Annotated in this window: 27 protein-coding genes; 26 read left to right on the top strand and 1 reads right to left on the bottom strand. The window is 42.1% G+C overall.

Annotated elements, in window-relative coordinates:
* Positions 1 to 26 precede the first annotated feature (26 nt).
* The 25 genes from ACFVS1_RS19630 (at position 27) to spoIID (ending at position 24093) form a co-directional block, all read left to right on the top strand.
* Positions 27 to 2255 carry a S8 family serine peptidase gene (locus ACFVS1_RS19630; protein ID WP_387549871.1) on the top strand — a complete coding sequence of 743 codons (2229 nt, stop codon included), beginning with the start codon at positions 27 to 29 and terminating at the stop codon, positions 2253 to 2255.
* 286 nt (positions 2256 to 2541) lie between these two features.
* Positions 2542 to 2910 (top strand): ATP synthase subunit I, encoded by a 369-nt coding sequence (locus tag ACFVS1_RS19625; protein ID WP_387549869.1) that lies wholly within the window; start codon positions 2542 to 2544, stop codon positions 2908 to 2910.
* Positions 2911 to 2932: 22 nt separating this feature from the next.
* The gene (atpB, locus tag ACFVS1_RS19620) at positions 2933 to 3649 is read left to right on the top strand and encodes a F0F1 ATP synthase subunit A (protein WP_034315819.1); all 717 of its coding nucleotides are present in this window, start codon (positions 2933 to 2935) and stop codon (positions 3647 to 3649) included.
* Between the two features lie 73 nt (positions 3650 to 3722).
* Entirely contained in the window at positions 3723 to 3947 is a 225-nt protein-coding gene (gene atpE, locus ACFVS1_RS19615) for a F0F1 ATP synthase subunit C (protein ID WP_034315818.1), read from the top strand.
* A 150-nt stretch (positions 3948 to 4097) separates the two neighbouring features.
* Complete coding sequence (gene atpF, locus ACFVS1_RS19610) at positions 4098 to 4616, top strand: F0F1 ATP synthase subunit B (RefSeq protein WP_057278186.1); 519 nt, start codon at positions 4098 to 4100, stop codon at positions 4614 to 4616.
* Positions 4613 to 5149: a F0F1 ATP synthase subunit delta gene (locus ACFVS1_RS19605; protein WP_352924057.1), complete on the top strand. Its 537-nt coding sequence runs from the start codon at positions 4613 to 4615 to the stop codon at positions 5147 to 5149. Before atpF ends, ACFVS1_RS19605 begins: the two co-directional genes overlap by 4 nt.
* A 24-nt stretch (positions 5150 to 5173) precedes the next feature.
* Entirely contained in the window at positions 5174 to 6682 is a 1509-nt protein-coding gene (atpA, locus tag ACFVS1_RS19600) for a F0F1 ATP synthase subunit alpha (protein WP_352924056.1), read from the top strand.
* A 37-nt stretch (positions 6683 to 6719) separates the two neighbouring features.
* Positions 6720 to 7580: a F0F1 ATP synthase subunit gamma gene (locus tag ACFVS1_RS19595; RefSeq protein WP_352924054.1), complete on the top strand. Its 861-nt coding sequence runs from the start codon at positions 6720 to 6722 to the stop codon at positions 7578 to 7580.
* An 87-nt stretch (positions 7581 to 7667) separates the two neighbouring features.
* Positions 7668 to 9065, top strand: coding sequence for a F0F1 ATP synthase subunit beta (gene atpD / locus ACFVS1_RS19590; protein WP_352924052.1), 1398 nt, complete (start codon positions 7668 to 7670; stop codon positions 9063 to 9065).
* Between the two features lie 25 nt (positions 9066 to 9090).
* A complete protein-coding gene (locus ACFVS1_RS19585) occupies positions 9091 to 9492 on the top strand; it encodes a F0F1 ATP synthase subunit epsilon (protein WP_034315803.1) in 402 nt (133 codons plus the stop codon).
* A 359-nt stretch (positions 9493 to 9851) separates the two neighbouring features.
* Positions 9852 to 10226, top strand: coding sequence for an NADH-quinone oxidoreductase subunit A (locus ACFVS1_RS19580; protein WP_076368347.1), 375 nt, complete (start codon positions 9852 to 9854; stop codon positions 10224 to 10226).
* A 26-nt stretch (positions 10227 to 10252) separates the two neighbouring features.
* A complete protein-coding gene (locus ACFVS1_RS19575) occupies positions 10253 to 10729 on the top strand; it encodes a NuoB/complex I 20 kDa subunit family protein (RefSeq protein WP_170946902.1) in 477 nt (158 codons plus the stop codon).
* Positions 10730 to 11881 (top strand): NADH-quinone oxidoreductase subunit C, encoded by a 1152-nt coding sequence (locus tag ACFVS1_RS19570; RefSeq protein WP_387549864.1) that lies wholly within the window; start codon positions 10730 to 10732, stop codon positions 11879 to 11881.
* A 5-nt stretch (positions 11882 to 11886) separates the two neighbouring features.
* Positions 11887 to 12984 carry an NADH-quinone oxidoreductase subunit D gene (locus ACFVS1_RS19565; protein ID WP_387549862.1) on the top strand — a complete coding sequence of 366 codons (1098 nt, stop codon included), beginning with the start codon at positions 11887 to 11889 and terminating at the stop codon, positions 12982 to 12984.
* Positions 12985 to 13992, top strand: coding sequence for an NADH-quinone oxidoreductase subunit NuoH (gene nuoH, locus ACFVS1_RS19560; protein WP_352924047.1), 1008 nt, complete (start codon positions 12985 to 12987; stop codon positions 13990 to 13992). It begins immediately after the preceding gene.
* Between the two features lie 33 nt (positions 13993 to 14025).
* Entirely contained in the window at positions 14026 to 14445 is a 420-nt protein-coding gene (gene nuoI / locus ACFVS1_RS19555) for an NADH-quinone oxidoreductase subunit NuoI (RefSeq protein ID WP_048685828.1), read from the top strand.
* The gene (locus ACFVS1_RS19550) at positions 14442 to 14960 is read left to right on the top strand and encodes an NADH-quinone oxidoreductase subunit J (RefSeq protein ID WP_241589637.1); all 519 of its coding nucleotides are present in this window, start codon (positions 14442 to 14444) and stop codon (positions 14958 to 14960) included. Before nuoI ends, ACFVS1_RS19550 begins: the two co-directional genes overlap by 4 nt.
* Positions 14957 to 15271 carry an NADH-quinone oxidoreductase subunit NuoK gene (nuoK, locus tag ACFVS1_RS19545; protein WP_063236468.1) on the top strand — a complete coding sequence of 105 codons (315 nt, stop codon included), beginning with the start codon at positions 14957 to 14959 and terminating at the stop codon, positions 15269 to 15271. The genes ACFVS1_RS19550 and nuoK overlap by 4 nt, the downstream gene beginning before the upstream one ends.
* A gap of 34 nt (positions 15272 to 15305) precedes the next feature.
* Entirely contained in the window at positions 15306 to 17177 is a 1872-nt protein-coding gene (nuoL, locus tag ACFVS1_RS19540; RefSeq protein ID WP_387549858.1) for an NADH-quinone oxidoreductase subunit L, read from the top strand.
* Positions 17174 to 18697 (top strand): complex I subunit 4 family protein, encoded by a 1524-nt coding sequence (locus tag ACFVS1_RS19535; protein ID WP_387549856.1) that lies wholly within the window; start codon positions 17174 to 17176, stop codon positions 18695 to 18697. Before nuoL ends, ACFVS1_RS19535 begins: the two co-directional genes overlap by 4 nt.
* Positions 18698 to 18700: 3 nt before the next feature.
* Positions 18701 to 20227, top strand: a complete 1527-nt coding sequence (gene nuoN / locus ACFVS1_RS19530; protein ID WP_387549854.1) for an NADH-quinone oxidoreductase subunit NuoN — start codon at positions 18701 to 18703, stop codon at positions 20225 to 20227.
* Between the two features lie 149 nt (positions 20228 to 20376).
* Entirely contained in the window at positions 20377 to 20619 is a 243-nt protein-coding gene (locus ACFVS1_RS19525; protein WP_101223821.1) for a DUF1146 family protein, read from the top strand.
* A 158-nt stretch (positions 20620 to 20777) separates the two neighbouring features.
* The gene (locus ACFVS1_RS19520; RefSeq protein ID WP_352924042.1) at positions 20778 to 21527 is read left to right on the top strand and encodes a YwmB family TATA-box binding protein; all 750 of its coding nucleotides are present in this window, start codon (positions 20778 to 20780) and stop codon (positions 21525 to 21527) included.
* A gap of 32 nt (positions 21528 to 21559) precedes the next feature.
* Positions 21560 to 22861 (top strand): UDP-N-acetylglucosamine 1-carboxyvinyltransferase, encoded by a 1302-nt coding sequence (murA, locus tag ACFVS1_RS19515; protein WP_098371638.1) that lies wholly within the window; start codon positions 21560 to 21562, stop codon positions 22859 to 22861.
* Between the two features lie 194 nt (positions 22862 to 23055).
* Entirely contained in the window at positions 23056 to 24093 is a 1038-nt protein-coding gene (gene spoIID / locus ACFVS1_RS19510) for a stage II sporulation protein D (protein ID WP_387549851.1), read from the top strand.
* 19 nt (positions 24094 to 24112) lie between these two features.
* Here spoIID and ACFVS1_RS19505 read toward each other — a convergent pair whose 3' ends face one another.
* Positions 24113 to 24538: a VanZ family protein gene (locus tag ACFVS1_RS19505; RefSeq protein WP_352924040.1), complete on the bottom strand. Its 426-nt coding sequence runs from the start codon at positions 24536 to 24538 to the stop codon at positions 24113 to 24115.
* 152 nt (positions 24539 to 24690) lie between these two features.
* Between ACFVS1_RS19505 and spoIIQ the strand changes: the two genes are divergently transcribed.
* On the top strand, positions 24691 to 25629 hold the full coding sequence (gene spoIIQ / locus ACFVS1_RS19500; protein WP_387549849.1) for a stage II sporulation protein SpoIIQ: 939 nt from the start codon (positions 24691 to 24693) through the stop codon (positions 25627 to 25629).
* The last annotated feature ends 42 nt before the right edge of the window (positions 25630 to 25671 follow it).

Below are 25671 nucleotides of genomic sequence, written 5' to 3'. Positions count from 1 at the left end.
AAAAGATAACTGCTAAGGGGATGATTATGTTGGAAAAGAAAACGTTTCTAGTGTTTGTTTTCCTTTTTGTATTTATTTATCAAAATGAAAAGGGACTGGCATCCGTCAATCTGCCGCCTTTACCAAAACTATCGGAATCTAAGGACGTAACGGTTGTTGTCACGATGGATAAGGCGTTTCAAAGAAAAAAGATCGAAAAACTGCTTGAAAAATATCCATCCCTTCAATTACGGAATGTTTATTCGGTTGCCCTGAATGGATTTTCCCTTCATGGGAAAATGAATGAGATAGAACAACTTAAAAAGGAGGACGAAATTCAGGCTGTAACGGAAGTATCCGTTTATCAAGCTGTGTTGGATGAAAGTGTCCCATACATAGGAGGAGGCAGGGTCAGGGGTTTCTTTGATAAGGAGAATCACCGGATAACCGGGAAAGGGGTAAAAGTAGGAATAATCGATACTGGCATCGATTATACACATCCAGATTTGCAACGGGCTTATAAAGGCGGGAAGGATCTGGTTGATGGTGATGAAGACCCGATGGAAACCAAAAATCAAGGCGAACTGGATACATTACACGGTACTCATGTGGCAGGCATCATTGCAGCCAATGGAAAAATGAAAGGTGTAGCACCAGAGGCGGAGATATTTGCATATCGAGCTTTGGGACCAGGCGGAGCAGGAGATACGGATCAAGTATTGACGGCCATTGAGTCAGCCATGAAGGATAAGGTGGATGTATTGAACCTCTCCCTTGGCAATAACGTCAATGGCCCTGATTTACCTATCTCCCTTGCGTTGAATAAGGCTGTGGAAAGCGGCATCGTTGCCGTGACATCGAATGGGAATTCCGGTCCGGCTGTATGGACCGTCGGTTCACCCGGTACAGCGGAAAAAGCGATTTCCGTTGGGGCTTCGACTCCACCCTTAAGGGTTCCATATATGATTTACGGACTTGGATCAAAAAAGCATCAATCGCATTTAACCTTGTTTCAAGGCTCTAAAAAATGGAACCTGACGTTTTCCGAGGATGTCATATTTGGGGGATTGGGTAATGAAAAAGACCTGAAACATGTTCGGGATAAGATTGTTTTGATGGAACGTGGCACTCTTACCTTCCAGCAGAAAGTATCCAATGCAGAAAAGGCAGGTGCGAAGGGGGTAATTGTTTTTAATAATACGAGCGGGACCTTTACTGGAAGCTTGGAAAAAGGAATGAATATCCCAGCTGCTTCTATTAATAGAAGAGATGGATTGCAGCTTAAGCAAATCATGGAGCAAGGGCAGAGCAAAACCGTTCAATTTGTTTATAAGAACGAGCAGGACAGGCTCGCGGATTTTAGCTCAAGGGGACCGGTAACCGTATCATGGGGAATAAAGCCTGACGTATTGGCACCTGGAGTGGAAATTGAAAGCACCATTCCTAAAGGGTATATGTCCCTGGATGGAACAAGTATGTCCGCGCCGCATGTTGCAGGAGCATGCGCCTTAATCCTGCAAAAACACCCGGAGTGGACTCCTGATCAGGTAAAATCTGCATTGATGAGCACTTCCAAGCCATTGAGGAAAGCGGCAAATCAATTGTATCACACATATGAACAGGGGGCTGGGCGCATCCAGGTCGACGAAGCGTTAAAAGCGGACACGCTCTTGAATCCAAGCTCATTGTCCTTTGGGATGTATACAAAAAAAGAAGGAATTGAAGAGCATCATGAAACCATAGTCATAGAAAATACCGGAATGGAAATGAGGAAGTACTCATTCATGGTCCCATTAAAAGAGACGGGACTCACTTGGGAATTGCCGAAATCCCTTACTTTGAAACCGAAGGAAAAGAAAGAGATTAAAGTGGGGCTTCAGGTCAACCCAGCCGAGCTTAAAAGGGGAGTCTTTGATGGGTACCTCACTATAATGGAAGGAACCAAAAGAATATCACTTCCTTATTTATATGTAAAAGAAGAGCCTGATTATCCAAGGATAATGGGATTTGATTTTGGTCCTGGGGACCAGGAAGGCACATATCGATACGAAATGTATCTTCCGCGTGGGGCTGAAGAATTCGGTATTGCCCTTTATGACGAAGATAGCTTGAAATTCGCTGGATATTTGGATTGGTCGAGATCGGCACCTTCCGGTTTGATCAAAAAAAATGTATTGAAAAAGGACTTGCCGCCTAAAGGAGTATATAAAGCGATAATCTTTGCGAGAAGGGACGGAAGGGAAGATCGGATAGAAAAGACGTTACTTATTGAGTGAACAGAGGACAATAAGTAAAATAAAACGGATGTCAATAGAAGAAAAAAGATAATTTGTGAACAATTCGTTAATAATTACAAACCTGTGACAAATTTCACTAACCACTCATTGACAATGATTCTAGCCTATTGTATGCTAACAAAGGATGTAGAATGAGAGGGGTTTCATACGTTAATAACGTGTCAAATAGAAGTGAGTTTTTGACCTTCTATTTGGACTTGTTACGGGCAAATTCTCCTAAGCTAAACAAGATACTACAATATTTCTAGGGAGATTACATGACAAAATGCTAGAATTGGAAAAAATGTTCAATAGGCAGCTAAAATACATGTTGTATTTAATGGGTATTTATCTACTTGGGGTGGTTTTCACTTCACATGATTCAGTCTTCCAAGGATTATTGCTTGGAACTGCCTTCAGCCTATTTATATTCTGGTCAATGGTCAAAAAGAACAAGAAGTTCGCCCAAGAGGTTGCCGAAGGTAAGAAAACGCGCTCCCTTGGTAGTTTAACTAGAATGTCTGTAGCGGGTTTAGCTGCAATTATTGCATTGAGATATCCTGATGAGTTTCAGGTTGTCTGCGTGGTTGTGGGATTAATGACAGTTTACTTTGTCATTATGATAGATTATTTTATACAAAACATACGTAGGTAGTAAAGAAGAGAGGTGAATACTGTTGAATCATGAAGCTCCTATGTGGGAATTTATGAATACCGGAATACATTTCAACTTGGCTAATGTTCTTATGATGACCATCGCAAGTCTCATCGTCTTCATTATTGCTGTAGCAGCAACTCGAAAACTTGCGATGAAGCCAACAGGTATCCAAAACTTTATCGAATGGGTTATGGATTTTGTGAAAAATATCATCAACAGCAATATGGATTGGCGTACGGGTGGTCAGTTCCTAATGTTGGGAATGACGTTAATATTGTACGTATTTGTTTCAAACATGTTAGGATTGCCGTTCTCGATTGTAATAGGACATGAACTTTGGTGGAAATCACCTACATCTGATCCGGCAATAACTTTAACTTTGGCAGTTATGGTAATGGGTTTAACTCATTATTATGGTATCAAGATGAGAGGCATGAAAAATTATGCCAAAACTTATGTTCAGCCAATGGGTTTCTTGTTTCCGTTAAAGATTATTGAGGAGTTCGCTAATACGTTAACTCTAGGATTGCGGCTTTACGGGAATATTTATGCGGGTGAGTTACTATTAACTTTACTTGCTGGACTAGGAACAAGTGGTGTTGTGGGTGCAGCCACTGCTGCATTACCGATGTTAGCTTGGGAAGGATTTAGTATCTTTGTCGGCTCCATTCAAGCTTTTATCTTTACTATGTTAACGATGGTTTATCTTTCCCATAAAGTAAGTGACGACCATTAATTATAAATATTGTTCATTTAGAACATTATATTGATGAAAAAAATAAAACAACATTTCAAGGAGGAAATTTATCATGACAGGTTCTTTAGGTCTTATAGCTGCTGCTATCGCAGTTGGATTAGGTGCACTAGGTGCGGGTATTGGTAATGGTCTTATCGTTGGGCGTACAATTGAAGGAATGGCTCGTCAGCCAGAAGCTCGTGGTATGCTTCAAACTACAATGTTCGTTGGTATTGCATTAGTTGAGGCACTTCCAATCATCGCTGTAGTTATCGCGTTTATTGTAATGGGTAAATAAGATAACTTGAAAAAGTTCAATAATGGCGAAGATGATCCAAGGAGACCCTTCGCCATTGCTCTGTGTTAAAGTGAACATTTATGGCAGTGATACTGTCAATCGAAAATACAGAACTTCAATAGTGAATCTCATGAAGGGAGTGAACCGAGCGTGTTAACAAGCAATTTTGTTCTTGGTCAAGCAGTCCACTTTAATGGTGGGGATATCATATACCAGCTTGTAATCTTTATTATTTTGTTAGCGTTGCTTAAGAAGTTTGCATGGGGTCCGCTAATGGGCATCATGAAAGAACGTGAAGAGCATGTTGCGAATGAAATTGAAGCAGCTGAAGTTAGCAGAAAAGAAGCACTGAAATATTTAGAAGAACAGCGTGAAATCGTAAAACAATCTCGCACTGAAGCGGGACAACTTATAGAGAATGCTAAGCAACAAGGCGAAGCACAACGCGAAGATATTATTAATCAAGCGCGTGCAGAGGCTGAACGTGTTAAAGAATCAGCAAAACGTGAAATCGTTCAAGAGAGAGAAAAAGCAGTTGCCGCCTTACGCGAGCAAGTAGCTTCATTATCTGTCATGATCGCATCTAAGGTGATTGAGAAAGAACTTTCATCAGCTGATCAAGAAAAACTAATCAATGAATATATTCAAGAGGCAGGAGAAGGTAAATGAGCGATATAACTGTTGCTGGACGTTATGCTGTAGCTCTTTTCCAAATTGCGAAAGAGCAAAATCTCATTAGCCAACTTGAAGAAGAGCTTCGCATAGTGAATGAAGTTTTCACAAATGATAAAGATCTATTAAGCTTCTTGGCTCATCCTAAAATGACTAGAGATGCAAAAAATACGATGCTTGCAAATGCATTTGCAAGTCTTTCGTCTTCCGTTCGAAACACTGTAATGTTAATGGTGGAGCGTCATCGTACAAGTGAAGTGACTGCCATGGCACAAGAGTTCATTGAACTTGCGAATGAAGAAAATTCAGTTGCGGATGCGACTGTTTATACAGTAAATCCATTAACTGAAGCTGAAGCGGAGGCTGTGTCTTCAGCTTTTGCTGCAAAGATCGGCAAACGTAATTTGCGTATCACTAATGTTACGGATAGCAATATTCTTGGCGGTATCAAACTTCAAATCGGTAACCGTATTTATGACGGAACGATACGTGGAAAGCTTGATCGCCTTAGCAAACAACTATTAGGTTAATATTCACAGATAGGGGTGAAATTCATGAGCATCAAAGCTGAAGAAATCAGTGCGCTGATTAAAAAGCAGATTGAAAACTATCAGTCGGAAATTAAAGTAAGCGATGTAGGTACAGTAATCACTGTTGGTGATGGTATCGCTCGCGTTCATGGTTTAGACAATGCAATGGCTGGGGAGCTCTTAGAATTTTCTAATGGTTCAATGGGATTGGCACAAAACCTTGAGCAAAATAACGTAGGTGTTGTTATTCTTGGACCATTCAGAGACATTCAAGAAGGCAGTGAAGTACGCCGTACTGGCCGTATCATGGAAGTACCAGTTGGAGAAGAATTAATCGGACGTGTCGTGAATCCGCTAGGGCAGCCATTAGATGGTCTTGGTCCGATCGCTACAACAAAAACTCGTCCAATCGAAAGTCCTGCTACAGGTGTTATGGACCGTAAATCTGTTCATGAACCATTACAAACAGGAATTAAAGCAATCGATGCATTGGTTCCAATCGGTCGTGGACAACGTGAGTTAATCATCGGTGACCGTCAAACTGGTAAAACATCAGTTGCAATCGATACAATCCTTAACCAAGCTGACCAAGATATGATCTGTATCTATGTCGCTATCGGTCAAAAAGAATCAACGGTTCGTGGAACTGTTGAAACACTACGTAAAAATGGTGCATTGGATTACACAATCGTTGTATCTGCATCAGCTTCTCAACCAGCACCGCTTTTATACCTAGCTCCATATGCTGGTGTGACTATGGGTGAAGAGTTCATGTTCAATGGCAAGCACGTTCTTGTGGTATATGATGATCTTTCTAAACAAGCATCTGCATACCGTGAACTTTCCTTGCTACTTCGCCGTCCTCCAGGTCGTGAAGCATTCCCAGGGGATGTATTCTACTTGCACTCCCGTTTACTTGAGCGTGCAGCTAAATTGAATGACACTTTAGGTGCCGGTTCAATCACTGCGCTTCCATTTGTTGAAACACAAGCAGGCGACATCTCTGCTTACATTCCAACAAACGTTATTTCCATCACTGATGGACAAATCTTCTTGCAATCCGATTTGTTCTTCTCGGGTGTACGTCCTGCGATTAACGCTGGTCTATCCGTATCCCGTGTTGGTGGATCTGCACAAATTAAAGCCATGAAGAAAGTTGCTGGTACTTTACGTCTAGACTTGGCTTCTTATCGTGAATTGGAAGCATTCTCTCAATTCGGTTCTGATCTTGATGCTGCAACTCAAGCAAAACTTAACCGTGGTGCTCGTACAGTTGAGGTTCTAAAACAAGATCTAAACAAACCGATCAAAGTTGAAAAACAAGTCATGATTTTCTATGCATTGACTAAAGGTCATTTAGATGATATTCCAGTATCGGATATCCTTCGTTTTGAAGAAGAATACTATGTGTTCCTAGATCGTTCTCATCCGGAATTATTAGATCACATTCGCACAACGAAAGGTCTTCCCGAAGATGCTGCTATCGTTGCTGCAATTAACGAGTTCAAAAAGAACTTCGTTATTTCTGAATAATAAGGTCTAACTAATTTATAAAGGGTGGTGAGAATGAATGGCCTCTTTACGCGATATTAAGTCTCGGATTACTTCAACGAAAAAGACGAGTCAAATTACAAAAGCGATGCAGATGGTATCTGCTTCTAAAATGAACCGTGCTGAAGCTAATGCTAAAGCATATGTTCCATATATGGATAAAATTCAAGAAGTAGTATCAAGTATTGCGAACGGAAGTACGGGTGCATCTCACCCAATGCTTGTCTCGCGTCCAGTGAAGAAGACCGGTTACCTGGTAATCACATCGGACCGCGGATTGGCAGGAGCATACAATAGTAGTATCCTTCGCCACGTTCATAAAACCATTCTTGAACGCCATAAATCCAATGATGAGTTCGTCATTATCGCAATCGGAAGGGTTGGCCGTGATTTCTTTGTCAGCCGTAACATGCACGTAGAGCTTGAAGTAATTGGGGTTCCTGATCAGCCTTCTTTCGCTGACATTAGCTCCCTTGCTAAATCAACAGTGAATTTGTATCTAAATGAACTGTGTGATGAGCTTTACATGTACTATAACCATTATGTCAGCCCAATCCAGCAGGATGTAACGGAAACGCAAGTCCTTCCGTTAGCTGACTTTAATACTTCCAATGCAGCAATGACTTCTTATGAATTTGAACCGAATGCAGAAGAAATTCTTGAGGTATTACTGCCTCAGTACGCAGAAAGTTTAATTTATGGTGCTTTGTTAGATGGTAAAGCAAGTGAGCACTCTGCACGTATGACTGCAATGAAAAATGCAACCGATAATGCTAAAGAATTGATTGATTCTCTTTCATTGCAATATAACCGTGCACGTCAGGCCGCAATTACTCAAGAAATAACGGAAATTGTCGGCGGTGCAGCAGCTTTAGAATAAAATTATTAAAGGGACGGCCGGACCGGACGATGCTTGGCCGTTCCATAAACTAGATTGTCGTTATAAGCAACGTTAGGAGGGAAAACGATGAATATAGGACGCGTTACTCAAGTTATGGGTCCGGTTGTTGACGTGAAATTCGAAGACGGACAACTTCCTAAGATCTATAACGCGTTAAGAATCGAAAATACAGCGTCTGGTACAGGACTAACTCTTGAAGTAGCCCTTCAACTAGGTGATAATACAGTTCGTACTGTAGCAATGTCTTCCACTGATGGTTTAACCCGTGGTGCAGAGACTGTTGATACAGGAGCTCCAATTTCCGTTCCTGTAGGTGAAGTAACACTAGGCCGCGTTTTCAACGTATTAGGGGAAAACATTGACCTATTTGAACCACTTACAGCAGAGGTGCGCCGTGATCCAATTCACAGACAAGCACCAACTTTTGAGGACTTATCAACAACAGTTGAAATTCTTGAAACTGGTATTAAAGTAGTAGATTTACTTGCTCCTTACATCAAAGGTGGTAAAATCGGTCTCTTCGGTGGAGCCGGTGTTGGTAAAACTGTACTTATCCAAGAACTTATTAATAACATCGCACAAGAGCACGGCGGTATCTCTGTATTCGCTGGTGTAGGTGAGCGTACTCGTGAAGGAAATGACCTTTTCTACGAGATGACTGATTCTGGTGTTATTAAGAAAACAGCGATGGTATTCGGACAAATGAACGAGCCACCAGGTGCACGTATGCGTGTAGCTCTAAGTGGTTTGACAATGGCTGAATATTTCCGTGATGAACAAGGACAAGACGTTCTTTTCTTCATCGATAACATCTTCCGTTTCACACAAGCAGGTTCTGAGGTTTCTGCCCTTCTAGGCCGTATGCCTTCAGCGGTTGGTTACCAACCAACCCTTGCTACAGAAATGGGTCAATTACAAGAACGTATTACATCTACCAATAAAGGTTCTGTTACATCCATTCAAGCGATCTATGTACCTGCCGATGACTATACGGATCCGGCTCCAGCTACAACTTTCGCTCACTTGGATGCAACAACTAACCTTGAGCGTAAACTTTCTGAAATGGGTATTTACCCTGCAGTTGATCCATTGGCTTCTTCTTCTCGTGCACTTAGCCCAGAAGTCGTTGGAGCTGAGCACTATAAAGTGGCTCGTCAAGTTCAATCAACTTTACAGAAATATAAAGAACTTCAAGATATTATTGCGATCTTGGGTATGGACGAACTAAGCGAGGACGAAAAAGTAATCGTTGCCCGAGCTCGTAGAATTCAAAACTTCTTGTCACAAAACTTCCACGTGGCTGAACAATTCACTGGTCAAAAAGGATCTTACGTACCAGTTAAAGAAACAGTCCAAGGATTCAAAGATATCCTAGCTGGAAAATATGACGAACTTCCTGAAGATGCTTTCCGTCTAGTTGGCCGCATCGAAGAAGTTGTTGCTAAAGCAAAAGAAATGGCTTAATTAAAGGGACCTAGGAGGGAATGAAATGAAGACCATTAAAGTCAATGTTGTTACTCCCGATGGCCCAGTATATGATGCAGAAGTTGAAATGGTAAGCACTAAAGCTAAAAGCGGTGAGCTTGGAATTATGGCTGGACACGTTCCAACTGTAGCTCCTCTTACCATCGGTGCTGTCCGTCTTAAAAATGGAAGCAACACAGACTATGTAGCTGTAAATGGAGGCTTCTTGGAAGTTCGCCCTGATGTGGTAACCATTTTAGCTCAATCTGCTGAAAGAGCTGAAACTATCGATCTTGCACGTGCTCAAGCAGCAAAAGCCCGTGCTGAACAAAGATTGCAGAACAATGATGGATCAAATGATGCCAAAAGAGCTGATTTAGCGCTTAAACGTGCCATCAACCGAATCCAAATTGCAGAAATGCGATAACTTTAATTGATGAAAACACCTGATCGAGCCATTCGTGGTAAGATCAGGTGTTTTTTTTATCCAAAATGTTTTTGAGGATAGTAATAGGTAATATCGAAATTTGGAAAAAAGGTTGTAGTATGAAAAAAAAAGTCGAATTATGGATTAAAGTATTTTCCATTTTAATCCTTAACTCGTCGACATGCTTTTATCCTGGTGTTATAATGTATACGCTTACATCTATTGCTTCATAACCCCTCCTTTCACGTTGCTTCTAAAAGAATGTCACCCTGCATAATATTTAAGAGGTATCCAAAAAGAAGACAAGCAAATCTAAATTTCACAAATTTAACATGATTTATCCATAAAGGGAGATGAACATGGGACAGCTGCATATTTACCAAAATAATTATTTAATTGTATTTGTTTTCCTTTGTCTCGGCATTTTATTGCCTGTGATCGCTTTATTTCTTGGTAGACTGCTAAGGCCTTATAAACCGACAGATATGAAATATACGACTTATGAAAGTGGAATCGAGCCTTTTCAGGATTCAAGGGTTCAATTCAATGTCAGGTATTATCTATTTGGATTGATGTTCGTCATATTTGATGTAGAAACGGTTTTTCTTTACCCATGGGCGGTTGCCTATGATGAACTCGGACTGTTTGCATTGATTGAAATGCTGTTTTTTGTCCTGATCCTTATGCTAGGACTAATTTATGCTTGGAAAAAGAAGGTGTTAAAGTGGAATTGAAATTGGATGAACTTACCCCTGCAGAAATGGAAGAAATGCGACACAGTATTTTCTTATCCACACTTGAACAAATAAAAGGCTGGGCTAGAAGTAACTCACTCTGGCCAATGACTTTCGGGTTGGCATGTTGTGCAATTGAAATGATGGGTGTCGGCTCATCACATTATGATTTGGATAGATTTGGTTCGTTTTTTCGGACATCACCCAGACAATCGGATGTCATGATTGTTTCAGGAACGGTAACGAAAAAAATGGCTCCAATAATAAGTAGATTATATGAACAAATGCCAGAACCTAAATGGGTAATTGCAATGGGATCCTGTGCAACTGCTGGCGGTCCTTATGTTCACTCATACTCAGTGGTCAAAGGGGTAGATCAAATTGTACCTGTCGATGTATATATACCGGGTTGTCCCCCAAACCCGGCTGCACTTATATATGGAATCAATAAGTTAAAAGAAAAAATCCGTTACGAGGCGAAAACCGGAAAGCGGGTGATATAAATGAGTGAAAAGGAAGACTTAGCGAAGCAAAAGGCAGCGGCAGCGGCCAAGGCGAAGGCTGTAGCTTTGGCCCGAAAACAGGCGAAAGCTGAAAGTGCGGATACGGAAGATGGAACGGATATAGCGAAGCAAAAGGCGGCGGCAGCGGCCAAGGCAAAGGCAGCGGCATTGGCCCGGAAACAGGCGAAAGCAGAAGCGGCAGAAAAGCCGGAAGGCGAAATCGATGCAGCGAAGCAAAAGGCGGCGGCAGCGGCCAAGGCAAAGGCAGCGGCATTGGCCCGAAAACAGGCGAAAGCAGAAGCGGCAGAAAAGCCGGAAGGCGAAATCGATGCAGCGAAGCAAAAGGCGGCGGCAGCGGCCAAGGCAAAAGCAGCGGCATTGGCCCGAAAACAGGCGAAAGCAGAAGCGGCAGAAAAGCCGGAAGGCGAAATGGATGCAGCGAAGCAAAAGGCGGTTGCAGCGGCCAAGGCGAAGGCAGCAGCATTGGCCCGGAAACAGGAGAAAGCAGAAGCGGCAGAAAATCCGGAAGGCGAAATGGATGCAGCGAAGCAAAAGGCGGCGGCAGCGGCTAAGGCGAAGGCAGCAGCCGCTGCCAAAGCGAAAGCAGCTGCTGCTGCGAAGAACAGGACTGCTGTACAGGAAAGCGAGGAAATTGCCACCCCTAGCGAAATTTCCCCAAATCAGTCGAAACTTGATCAAATTGTTTCTGCTATTGAAAACCATGTTGGACAAGGGGCATTATTAGAGAACTATATTAATAGACTATCAAAAGATGTACCCACTTTAGTGGCCAATCCGGATACATATTTTTCAATAGCCAAATTTCTGCGGTACGATGAACAGCTTGATTTTTCGTATTTATCGGAACTTCATGGTACGGATTTTGAATCCCATATGGAAATCTATGTACATTTACATTCATTCAAAATGAACCAATCAGTTGCCTTGAAGGTGAAGCTTGATAGGGAATCTCCCGTTATTCCATCATTAGTCCCATTATGGTCAGGAGCCAATTGGCCAGAATGTGAGGCGTATGATTTATTAGGTATTAACTTTCATGAACACCCTGATCTAAAACGGATTTTACTGGGTGATGAGTGGAAAGGGTATCCCCTTAGAAAAGATTATGAGCCTTATGATGTGGAGGTGTAAGCCCAATGTTAAGGACGGAAGAAATGCTTCTCAATGTCGGGCCGCAGCATCCGAGTACACATGGTGTTTTTCGGCTTGTCATCAAAATTGACGGTGAAATTATAAAAGAGGCTACACCTGTTATTGGGTATCTGCATCGCGGTACGGAAAAATTAGCGGAAAATCTTCAATATACACAAATAATTCCATATACAGATCGGCTCGATTATCTAGCGGCAATGACAAATAATTATGTGCTTTGCCATGCTGTTGAGACAATGATGGGGGTGGAGATACCCGAGAGGGCAGAATATTTGCGGGTCATCGCAATGGAATTGGGCAGAGTTGCAAGCCACCTCGTCTGGTGGGGTACATACTTGCTGGATATAGGTGCGACCAGTCCTTTCCTTTACGCATTCCGAGAACGTGAAATGATCGTTAATTTATTGACTGAATTGTCAGGGGCACGCCTTACATTCAATTATATGCGTGTCGGAGGTGTGAAATGGGATGCTCCTGAAGACTGGATTGCGAAGGTGACCGAGTTTGTCCCTTATATGAGGGAGCAGCTTGCCGGTTACCATGAGCTTGTGACAGGGAATGAAATCTTTGTTAATCGGGTTAAAGGGGTGGGCATCTATACGAAGGAAGAAGCCTTGCAGTATTCGCTTAGCGGTGCCAACTTAAGGTGTACAGGTGTAAAGTGGGATTTACGGAAAAATGAACCGTATTCCATTTATGACAGGTTCACATTCGATGTTCCTACAAGGGAAGAGGGGGATGCCTTTTCACGCTATCACTGCAGAATGGAAGAAATCGAAGAGTCACTGAAAATCATCGAACAGGCGGTTGAGCAATTTCCAGAAGGGCCAGTCCTTGCTAAAGTTCCTAAAATAATAAAGGTTCCTAAGGGTGAAGCATTTGTCCGAATTGAATCACCAAGAGGGGAAATCGGCTGTTATATCGCGAGTGAAGGGAAAAAGGAGCCATACCGTTTGAAATTTCGCAGACCTTCTTTTTACAATCTGCAAATTCTTCCGAAATTATTGGAAGGGGAAAATATGGCGAATTTGATAACGATATTAGGTGCAATCGATATCGTTTTAGGGGAGGTGGATGGATAAATGATCAAGGATCTTCTCCACTCCGCTCCAAGCCTGCTGAATTTTGGAATTTTTTTTGGTTTGGCAGTCCTGCTTCTGTTCGTCGTATTAGGGTTTGTAACCTATGGTATCCTTTCAGAGCGAAAAATCATGGGATTCATGCAGATGCGTGTCGGTCCAAACCAAATTGGGGGGAAATGGGGTCTCTTGCAGACCGTTGCCGATGTTTTGAAACTTCTGATCAAGGAAGATACGATACCGAAAAAAGCCGATAAGCCGTTATACATTTTAGCTCCGGTGATTGCCTTTGCTCCTGCTTTCATGGTCCTTGCCACCTTGCCGTTCACCGATGCCTTCCAATTCGCTGATATAGGTGTCGGATTGCTTTATTATATAGCGATTTCCGGCATATCGACCATCGGCGTCGTCACAGCGGGTTGGGCATCCAATAATAAATATTCTTTGATTGGCGGAATGAGGGCTGCCGCCCAAATGATATCTTATGAGATCCCTTTGGTGATGTCGCTAGTGGGAATCGTCCTCATAACAGGCAGTTTAAACTTGAATGATATAGTTGCAGCCCAGGAAAAGGTTTGGTTCATTTTTCTACAGCCGATTGCGTTCATCGTGTTTTTTATTGCATCGGTTGCCGAGTTGAACAGGATTCCTTTTGACCTTCCGGAAGCGGAATCCGAACTTGTTGCAGGCTATCATGTTGAATATTCTGGATTTCGCTGGGCCTTCTTCATGTTATCCGAATATGTGTATATGTTTGCAATGGCAACGCTAACCACTGTATTATTTTTAGGAGGATGGAATTCTATTCCGTTTTTGGATTTTATTCCGGCAGCCATCTGGTTCGGGCTGAAGTTCAGTGCCGTATTCTATGTATTGGTCTGGATTCGTGTAACCTTTCCTCGTATAAGGGCCGATCAATTGATGGAATTCGGATGGAAGGTACTGCTTCCGGTTGCATTGGCTAATATATTCTTGACGGCACTTATAAAAGAATTGATTAACCTTTTTTAGAAACTTAAGCTGGTCGGAAAGCGAGGGATTTATATGCTTGGTTTAGCAAAAGGTTTAACCTATACATTAAAGAACTTGACGAGGAAAAAAGTGACCTATGACTACCCGAATGAGCCGCTTCCACTTCCTGACCGATTCCGCGGAATCCAGAAATTCTATCCTGAAAAGTGTATTGTATGCAATCAGTGCGTGACGATTTGCCCAACGGATTGTATTCAATTAACTGGTAAGAAACATCCGGACCCGTCGAAAAAAGGGAAAATCATCGATACGTATGACATCAATTTCGAGATTTGCATTTTATGTGATTTATGTACGGAGGTCTGCCCTACAGAAGCAATCGTGATGACGAATCAATTCGAGCTGGCCGAGTATAGCCGTGATCATCTATTTAAAAATCTGGAGTGGCTGGATGAAAATGATGAAAATATCCGGAAGGTGAATAAAGTATGAGTTTGTCGGGTGAATTAATTGCCTTTATTGGTTTGGCACTCGTCGCGATAGTAGGCGGGGTGCTGCTGATTACCTTAACAAAAGTGGTGCACATGGTCATTGCACTTGTTTTTACTTTCTTGGGCATTGCAGGCATTTATATGTTGCTTTCGGCCGAGTTTGTCGCCATTGTCCAAATCCTTATTTATTCAGGGGCAATTACGATCGTGATGCTATTCGGGATTATGCTGACAAAACACCAAGAAAATGATGCACCCGCTAAAGGGGGGTGGGGGAATTTCTCCTTGCTGGCAGCGATTGCTGGATTTGCCGTGGCGGTTTATCTGGGGATTTATAATCTGGATATACCTGTACAGCCAACGGCATTACATGAGGAAAATACGAAGCAAATAGGAATCGAACTTTTTTCAAAATATGTGATTCCATTTGAAGTAATGTCGGTACTCCTGCTTGTTGCTTTAGTCGGTGCCATCGTATTGGCTAAAAAAGATGATGAGGAGGGAGATCAATCATGACGGGAGTTCCCTTGTCGGCTTACCTTGTATTGGCACTCGTTTTATTTTGTATAGGGCTGTATGGGGCCTTGACGAAAAGAAATGCGGTCATTGTTTTGATTTCAATCGAGCTGATGCTGAACGCTGCGAATATCAATTTAGTTGCCTTCAGTAAATTCGGGGTAACGCCATCCATTACAGGTCAAGTTTTTTCCTTATTCACGATTACGATCGCTGCGGCCGAGGCAGCTGTAGGGCTTGCTATACTAATGTCCCTTTATCGCAATCGGAAGACGGTCAATGTCGATGAAATGGAAATTATGAAGCATTGAAGGCTTATATAAATGAAGAAGGGGATTTGATACGATGATGGAGCACGCATGGCTCATACCGATCTTTCCACTCGTCACGTTTCTGGTTCTGCTTCTATCAGGCGGGCGGTTGCGGGAACGTGGGGCTTTTATAGGAATAATATGTACATTGGCTTCGTTTGTTTTATCGTTACTCGTCCTGATGGAACGATTTAAAGAACCTACTTATAATATATCGATAGATTGGCTTTCATTCGGAGGGACGCAACTTACAGCGGGATTCGAAATCAATCAGCTTAATGCCTTGATGCTTGTGGTCGTTTCCCTTGTCAGTCTGCTTGTCCAGGTATATTCGAAGGGGTATATGAAGGGTGAAGTGCGATTCTCCATTTTTTATGCTTATCTGGGCTTCTTCACCTTTGCCATGCTTGGACTTGTCATGGCACCTAATTTATTACAGCTTTATATCTTCTGGGAATTGGTCGGGGTGGGTTCTTTTCTGCTCATTGGGTTTTACTTTTATAAATTGGAAGCTAAGGCTGCAGCGAAGAAGGCATTCATCATGACCAGGATTGGGGATGTCGGGCTCTTAATCGGCATCATTCTTCTATTCTGGGAAACAGGCAGCTTTGAATATGGAGAGATCTTTCAAGCCGTTCAATCGGGCATGATATCAAGTGAAAAACTGACTTTAATCGCTATTTTGATTTTTATCGGTGCGGTTGGGAAGTCTGGGCAATTTCCGCTTCACACATGGCTTCCGGATGCAATGGAAGGCCCGACTCCGGTTTCCGCATTGATACACGCAGCAACCATGGTTGCTGCAGGGGTTTACCTGGTGGCGGCCATGTTTCCGCTATTCATGGCAAGTTTTGCTGCGATGCAGGTCGTCGCGATAACAGGTGGAATTACAGCCATATTTGCCGCAAGCATTGCCATCGTGCAAAAGGATGTTAAACGTGTCTTGGCCTATTCGACAATCTCTCAGCTTGGTTTTATGATGCTTGCTTTGGGTACTTCGGGGTATGTGGCCGGGGTGTTTCATTTAATGACCCATGCCTTTTTTAAAGCATTGCTGTTTTTGGCAGCAGGCAGTGTTATTCACGCTATACATACACAGGATATGGAAAAGATGGGCGGCCTATGGGGTAAGTTGAATTGGACTGGGCCGCTGTTCTTGACAGGCACTTTGGCGATATCGGGGTTTCCGTTGCTCTCGGGTTTTTTCAGTAAAGATGAAATTCTAATGGCAGCCTGGGAGAATGGTAGTTATATATTGTTTGGTCTAGCGGTTGTTACCTCCTTTTTAACTGCGTTTTATATGTTCAGGCTGTTTTTCATGATCTTTGCAGGCGATTCGCGCAGTCAAGTAAAACAGGTCAAGGAATCACCTTCCATCATGCTAATCCCCATGTTCGCATTGGCTTTGCTTGCTGTAATCGGCGGGTATATCCAAACACCGTGGTTTGGAACTTTCCTCGGGGAGTGGCTTGTGGAGGGAAATGAAGCTGTTCTAGGCGCCAGCCATAGCGAGGGACCTGTTTGGATCATGTTGCTGGCCGTGCTTGTATCGCTGGCCGGGATATACCTTGCTTATATGATATACGCTAAAAAGAAGTTACCTCGGGACTGGCTTGTCAAAGAAAACTCCGAAGTCTATCGGATTTTGGAAAATAAGTATTATATTGATGAGATTTACCATTACACCGCAGGCTATGCAGTCAGAGGCTTTAGTATATTCCTATCTTATATAGAAAGATTCATTGTCGGCGGCCTGGTATCCACTGTAACAAGTTCGATAGAAGGATTGGGGAAAATAGGGTCTAAACTGCAAACAGGACATGTACAGCAATATGGCATGATAGCCTTTTTGGGACTTGCGGTACTGTTGGTGATTTTTGCAGTAACTGGGGGGTATCTAAGATGAATGTCTATTTGCTCTCGCTTTTAGTGTTTTCACCGCTGCTGGGCATAGTGATGGTTGCCCTCATGCCGAAAAAAGAGGAAAGGACGATTAAACAATTTGGCTTTTTCGGAACACTGCCTCCTCTTTTCCTATCATTCTTTCTATGCAGCCAATATTATTCGGGTGTGGCCCTATCCTTATTTGACATTAAGTTGAATTGGATCAGGTTTGGGAATTTGGAGAAGTATGATCCCAAGCTCTTCACGGTTGACTTCGAGTTGGGTCTGGATGGATTGAGCCTCATCTTCATATTACTGACAACAATCATTTCATCACTGGCCGCAATCGCATCCATTTATATAAAAAAGGAATGGAAAGGGTATTATTTGTTATTTTTAATCCTGGAGATTGGGATGCTCGGTGTCTTCACCGCAGAAAATTTGATTCTTTTTTTCATCTTTTTTGAGATGACTTTGATTCCTGCTTTCTTTTTAATTGGCAGATGGGGCTTTCTGGAGAGGGAGAAAGCTTCTTATAGTTTTCTGATTTATAATGGCATTGGTTCGGCTGTTTTATTAGTGGCCATTTTGATTTTGTTTGCCAGGACTGGTACGACCAACATTGCAGCATTGACACAGATGATGACAATGGGCGGTGTTTCACTATTTGCACCAATATCCGGTTCGATGAAATATGGTTTATGCCTCGCCTTTCTCATAGCATTTGCGATAAAACTGCCAGTCTTTCCCTTTCACAGCTGGATGGTGCGGGTCCATGCAGAAGCACCTCCATCCATAGTCATGATACATGCGGGTGTCCTATTGAAAATAGGGGCGTACGGAATCATCCGGTTTGGAATGGGGATATTTCCTGAACAATATAAAAGCTTGGCCTTTACCATTGTCCTATTTGGAGTCCTCAGTTTTTTATATGGTGCATTTCTAGCTTTGGTACAAACGGATTTCAAGCTCGTTTTAGCCTACTCATCGATCTCACATATGGGTATCGTCATGATGGGGCTGGGAGCCTTGAATGAAGCGGGCATTCAGGGAGCCATTTTTCAAGTCATCTCACACGGGCTAATTGCTGCTTTGTTGTTTTTCCTGGTGGGTGTTTTGTATGAGCGGACGGGAACCACCATGCTTCCTAAGCTAGGGGGATTGGCCAAGTCGATGCCAATTTTTTCAGGGTTTATGTTAGCCTGCGGGATGGCTTCACTCGGTTTGCCTGGCATGTCCGGCTTCATCAGTGAATTCATGGTATTTCTTGGCTTATTCAAAAGTCAGCCGTCGCTTGCGGCAATAGGCGTGATCGGGCTTGTATTAACCGCTGTTTATGTACTGAGGGCCGTCATGCTGATGACGTTCGGGAAGAATACTAGCTTGATAGAAAAAGAGAAGCGGGACCTTGGAAGCTGGGAGTTTGTCCCTGCGTTGGTCCTTCTTGGTTTGATCATATCTATTGGGATATACCCAAATTTGTTAGGTGGGCCTCTTCAAGGAACGATTGAAGCCATGATGCTAGCTCTAGGGGGGCGATGAAGGATGGATTGGAACACGATGCTTTCTTATGATTGGGGAGCGATGATGCCGGAATTCATCATCCTTGGAACGACCATGATTCTTTCGATATTGGATTTATTCTGGCCGAAGCACTTTAATCGGAGAAAACTGGCATGGCTCGCGTTAACCGGAATCATTTTGGCATGTTTGTCACTGATTAGCCTGCTATCCTTTGAGACAGTCAGTATCTTATCCGATACGTTTCGTTTGGATTCATTTGCAAAAGCTTTTAAGCTGCTACTGTTATTCGGAGCTGCCCTAATCATCCTTCTGGCTGAAGGATATGAGCCGCAAGAGGGGCTGCGGGAGCACCGGGGGGAATTTTATTATCTGTTCCTGACCGCTTTGCTTGGAGCGATGATCATGTCCTCAAGCGGTGATTTGATCACGCTGTTCGTTGGACTGGAACTTCTTTCACTTTCATCTTATATATTGGTCGGAATACGCAAGCATGATCGGAAGTCCAACGAAGCGTCCATGAAGTATGTGATAAACGGAGGCATTTCCACAGCCATCACTTTATTCGGGATGAGTTATTTATATGGAGTGACCGGTTCTGTCAATCTAGGAGAAATGAGCCGGACGATGGCTGCGATGACGGACGGCCAGCTGCAATACATCATGGGCCTCGCTTTCTTCATGGTGTTTGTCGGTGTAGCCTTCAAGATAGCTGCCGCTCCTTTTCATATGTGGGCGCCGGATGTGTATGAGGGGGCACCGACACCGGTCGCAGCCTTCTTGAGTGTCATTTCAAAAATCGCGGGTTTCGTCATCATCTTGCGTATTTTTCTCTCGTTGTTCCTAACAGCTTCCGGTGATACATTCGGAGCGCTCGACTTTTTGGAAAAAAATAATATCTATATAGCTTCGTTAGCGGGTCTGACGATCATCATTGGAAACGTGGTTGCGTTAAGACAGCAAAATATAAAAAGGTTGTTCGCTTATTCAAGCATCGCCCATGCGGGTTACCTGCTTGTAGCGGTGGCTACATTGGGCGGGGGATATTTTCTCCTGGATACTGTCTGGTTTTACTTAATGGCTTATGTATTAATGAATATCGGTGCATTCGCAGTCATTCAGCTGCTATCCAGCCAAAGTGGGTCAGAAGATATTAGCATTCTTGCAGGACTGGGGAGGAAATCACCTTATCTTGCCATGGCATTCACCGTATTTATCCTGTCGCTTGCTGGAATCCCCGGAACGACAGGTTTCATTGGCAAACTTAATATTTTTCTTGGAACATTCATAACGGAGCCTGGGCATTTTGTCCTTGCAGGAATCATGATTGCAGGTACCATTGTATCCTATGTGTATTATTTCGGATTATTGGTTCAGGTCTTTTTCCGACCCATTCATTCAGAGAAGGTCATAAAAATCCGCCCGGGTCTTTACATTGTGTTGATCATTTGCGTAATCGGCACCATACTTTTCGGGGTGGCGCCAAATATTGCCTTTGATTTTATTCATGATCAATTTGGCGAATTTACAGACTTTATTTCAAGTAAATGATATAATGCCTGTATCAGAGGCTTGTTCCATTGGATCAAGCCTCTATTTACAGTTTTAAAAAGATATTTTGCAATTCTTCCTTTTAAATTCCAAATATGCAGGGGTTTTGTGTTAGAATAGAATTCGGGTGTCTGTTAGGAGGTATGTACATGTTTTCAGCAATGGGACAGCAGGCTTTAACAGGAATAATTGCACACTTGTTTTTCATCGCAGTTACCTGGTGGGCTCTCCAGGCATTACATTTTGATAAAATATTAAGATCCAATTCTGTCATCAAGGCCAGGGTTTTATATATTTTGTTAACGGTTGCCATCGGTTCAGTTGTAAGTAATTTCTTCCTCGACTACCTGGGATTTGCAAATCAACTTCCGTATATGTTTAGTAATGACTGATATGCTGTAAGAATTTTCTTATAGCAAAATATGATTCTACTCTTGTATTCGCTTTTGCTTCCTGCATGTTTAAGGGGAAGTTGTCACCAATTGTCGGAAAACTAGAAGTATGATCTCTCTCCTTGTGGAAAGAATGTGTAAAAGGGGAGGGATTTAACATGTTTAATTTAAACAAAAAAATGTTAATATACATAGTATTTCTTGGTTTGATGGTGATTTTAATTGGGAATAGTACGATTGTGGCAGAAAGTAAACCAGATATAGTAAAATTGGTGGGACTGTTACAAAAAGATAAAGATTTAGACATAGAGGATTGGTCTGTACTCACTAGAGAAATAAATAAAGAGATTACAACTAAACAAGAGTTTGAAAGTGAAGTTACAGCTTTAAAACGAAAATACCCTCAATTTCAATGGCACCGGAAAGATGATGCTTCCGGCTGGAAGGCAGAGGCGTTAACTTACAATGTCGATTCAGGTCTGACCGAGTCTATCAAAATAATGACAACGGAAGAGAAATTTGATAAAGTTACCTATGTTATTTACGAAGTGAAAGGGAAAAAGTGGAAGAAAGCCAATGCGGCATTTTTTACTGCTACGTTCCGAAACAGGGTGAATGACCTATTTATAGGAACTCCTTCAATTTTTTCTTGTATTAAAGGGTCTATCAATGATAATATGGATTCGGTTTTAAACTCTAAAACTGAAGACCTGTTAGATATGTTCCAAGCGAGGGAAATTGAGAGTGTGCATGAAACAAACTTTACATCTATATCTGCACATTCAACATTGTTTAAACAACCTTTGACAAAAGAAAAATTAAATTTGCAGTTTGGGCTACGGACAGAAGGATTGGGTGACCGAACGAACTTTGTAGTTGGCACACCAATCATAACGTTTGAATATTAATATAGAGAAAATGGACGCGGAGGGGAATACTTTTGGAAAAAATCATCGTCCGCGGCGGAAAAAGGCTTAGCGGGACAGTTAAAGTAGAAGGTGCTAAAAACGCCGTTTTGCCAGTTATCGCTGCAACATTATTAGCAAGTGATGGGAAAAGTATCATTAAAGATGTTCCTACGCTCTCCGATGTATATACAATCAATGAAGTATTGCGCAACTTAAATGCAGATGTTGCCTTTCATGACAATCAAGTAACTGTAGATGCATCAAGAGAGTTATTAGAAGAAGCACCATTTGAATATGTACGTAAAATGAGAGCTTCCGTTTTAGTGATGGGCTCATTACTAGCAAGGAATGGCCGGGCCCGAGTTGCTCTTCCTGGTGGCTGTGCCATCGGATCACGTCCTATCGACCAGCATTTAAAGGGCTTTGAAGCGATGGGTGCAAAAGTGAAGGTCGGCAATGGTTTCATTGATGCCGAGGTTGAAGGCAGACTTAAGGGTGCAAGAGTGTACCTTGACTTCCCGAGTGTGGGTGCCACTGAAAACATCATGATGGCAGCAACACTTGCTGAAGGTATAACTATTCTTGAAAATGTGGCCAAAGAGCCTGAAATTGTAGATCTTGCGAATCTCCTTAATAAAATGGGTGCCAAAGTCAGAGGTGCCGGTACTGGTACGATGAGAATCGAAGGTGTCGATAAATTATATGGCACTGAACATACGATTATACCTGACCGTATCGAAGCTGGTACATTCATGACTGCGGCCGCTCTTACTGGCGGCAATGTTCTTGTTCAAGGAGCTGTACCTGAACACCTTACTTCCCTTATTGCCAAAATGGAGGAAATGGGTGTTGAAATTCTTGAAGAAGAAGATGGATTACGCGTTATCGGTCCAAAAACCTTGAAGGCCATTGATATCAAAACAATGCCGCATCCCGGTTTCCCGACTGATATGCAATCGCAAATGATGGCATTACTACTTCGTGCTGAAGGAACAAGCATGATTACGGAGACCGTTTTCGAAAACCGTTTTATGCATGTTGAAGAATTCCGTCGCATGAATGCCAATATTAAAATAGAAGGTCGTTCCGTTATCGTTAATGGACCAACTAACATTCAAGGTGCTGAAGTAGCTGCAACAGATTTACGTGCCGCAGCAGCACTCATCCTGACTGGATTGGTTGCAGATGGCATTACACGCGTTACAGAATTGAAGCATCTTGACAGAGGGTACGTGAATTTCCATGGTAAATTGGCATCTCTAGGTGCTGATGTGGAACGTATTAACGAAGATGTGCCTGCTGAAACAAAAAAAATCGCAGATTTAAACGCATAAGTTTGCTTATAAAACCATTCACGTTCAAGTCATTGAACCGTGAATGGTTTTTTTGTCTTGTTCATCGCCTACAGATAAATAGTTGTCGTTTTTCTATTCATAAAAGCTTGTCCTTCGACATACATTTGTTATGTAAAGAAACCTGCTGAGTGGGATTTATGGCAGAGAAAACAAGTGTAGGGAGGCTCAGGAATTTGAAAGCAATCAAACCGATGATCGTACTATTCATAGCAGTAGCATTCGTAATTATCATGATTCCAGCAGTGCTTGTGCTTCCATTTTCAAATGAAAAGACAAGTGGGCAATTGACCGAACAATTGGAAAAGAAAGCGAAGAATGAGGGTAAAGAGGTAGCTGCTAATGAAATGAGGTCCGTAGAAGTTGCCGTTTACCGCACATCTGCAAAAAAGATTGAAAAACTGCCGATTGAATCGTACTTAACTGGTGTGGTTGCAGCTGAAATGCCAGCAGATTTTGAAGAGGAAGCGCTGAAGGCACAGGCATTGACAGCGAGAACCTACATTGTCAATCAGCTCATAAGCGAAAGTCGGTTAGGCTTGCCTGATGGTGCCGATGTAAGTGATACAGTCATGCACCAAGTTTATAAAAATAATGATGAGCTGAAAAAACAGTGGGGCTCTGATTATAAATCGAAGATGCAAAAAATCAACAAGGCTATAAAGGAAACGGCGGGTCAAATCTTAACCTATGAAGGAAAACCGATTACTGCCACTTTTTTTTCGACCAGCAATGGTTATACGGAGAATTCAGAGGACTATTGGCAAGCTGAATTTCCCTATTTAAAAAGTGTATCCAGTCCGTGGGATAAAGAAGAATCACCAAAATTTTATAATAAAGTAGTAGTCGATACTGCAGATTTTGAAAAAAAACTTGGTGTAAGTCTTTCTTCGGGAACATCAATAGGGACTGTCATTGAAAGAACATCGGGTAATCGTGTAGGTGTAGTGGAAATCGGAGGAAAGAAAATGACAGGAAAACAGATTCGTGAGAAGCTCGGGCTGACATCATCCGATTTTGACTGGGAGCGTCAAGGCAATCAGATTGTCATCACGACAAAAGGATCCGGACACGGAGTCGGAATGAGCCAGTACGGTGCGAATGGCATGGCAAGGGAAGGAAAAACCTATGAAGACATCGTTAAATATTATTATAAAGGCGTCAAAGTTCAGTCTTCAAGTAAGTGGCTGAATACGATGACGGCAAAAAAATGAGAGATGGGGATCCCATCTCTCATTTTTTTTCGTTTAATTTTTCTATAATCGTCAAAAAGCCCCGTTTACGCTTGAAATAATGATATTGGACATGAAAATAGACGGCAGCTACTCCAATGATATCTTTAATGACATCTATTAAGGTAGAGGAGCGGTATGGGACGAAAGATTGGTGGTATTCATCAATAACTCCGTAAAGGCAAGCTACAAGGGCAGCCAACAGGCTTAAACCTGGTTTCATTTTTTGGTTTGCGGCAAGGGCCGAAACGAATAGTATATACAAAAGGGCAAATTCGACCAGATGAAGTGCCTCTTTGATAAATCGGTCAATTGAGGATGATGGAAGATCAAGAATCATATCATCGGGGTTGCTCGACATTATCCAAATGGCAATCATATATAGGAAAGGCAATAACGTTAACACAAATTTAAAAGCTTTTTTCATGATTTAAACATCCTTCAACAGTAAGATATCAAACATTTTACCATTCCGCGAATAAAATCGGTTTCATTTCCGCAAAATAAATCTAAAAAAATTTTTTCCTGAATGTATATAATCTTAGCAAAATGTTCAGAATGATTGCTGAGGTGATTAATATGAGAGAGGAAGAAAAGAAATCAACTTCCACAATCCGACGTATACTAAAGCAACGTTGGGCGTTATCAGCAATCTATATCGCAAGTGCAGCCATAATCTTAGCCGCGGCCTTCTTATTACAAAATAGTTTTAATGATTCAGCTAAAGATGGCAAAGAGGAATCAGCTGAAACAGGAAAAAACTATGGTGAGCCTTCTGTAGAGGTAAATAGTAATCTTGAGACAATCAAGATGCCTGTAGCCAATGCAGACAAATCGGTTATCAAGAAACAGTTTTATGATGTGAATGCGGATGAAAAGGCACAAGAAGAAGCATTGGTTTTCTACAACAATAGATATGAGCAAAATAAAGGGATAGACATTGCAATGGAAGATGGAAAGTCTTTCGATGTAAAAGCTTCCTTAAGTGGAAATGTAACGAAAGTTCAAGACGATGCGTTACTTGGAAATTTAGTTGAAGTTGAGCATGAAGATGGTGTCGTTACTCGTTATCAATCTGTTAAAGACATTAAGGTTGCAGTCGGTGACAAAGTGAAACAAGGACAAGCAATTGCTACAGCTGGAAAAAGCCAAATCAATGAAGAGGCTGGCGTACATGTCCACTTCGAAATCAGAAAAGATAACATTGCGTTAAACCCACTTGATTTTGTTGATAAACAAGCTTCTGCGATCCAATCGGCAACTGAAGCTGAAGGCAGCGAACTTGAAAATTCAGCTGATAAAGAAGAAACACCTGCAGTCGAAGGATCTGAAGCTGATAAGGAAGAAACACCTGCAGTCGAAGAGTCTGAAACTGGCACAGAAGAAGCCCCTGCCGTTGACGAATCTAAAGAGGGCACTGATTTAGAGAATGGCACTGATGAGGAAGGCTCTGCCCCTGGTGAAGGTACAACTGAAGAAAGCGATTCCTTAAAAGATTCGTTAAATCAATCTAATTAAAATTAAGATTTTTAATAAAATCAAAACAAAAACCTAGGGCGT

It is taken from the genome of Peribacillus sp. NPDC058075 (genome assembly GCF_042885195.1).
In the GTDB taxonomy this organism is placed as follows: Bacteria; Bacillota; Bacilli; order Bacillales; family DSM-1321; genus Peribacillus.
This window is presented reverse-complemented; position numbering and strand designations above follow the sequence as displayed.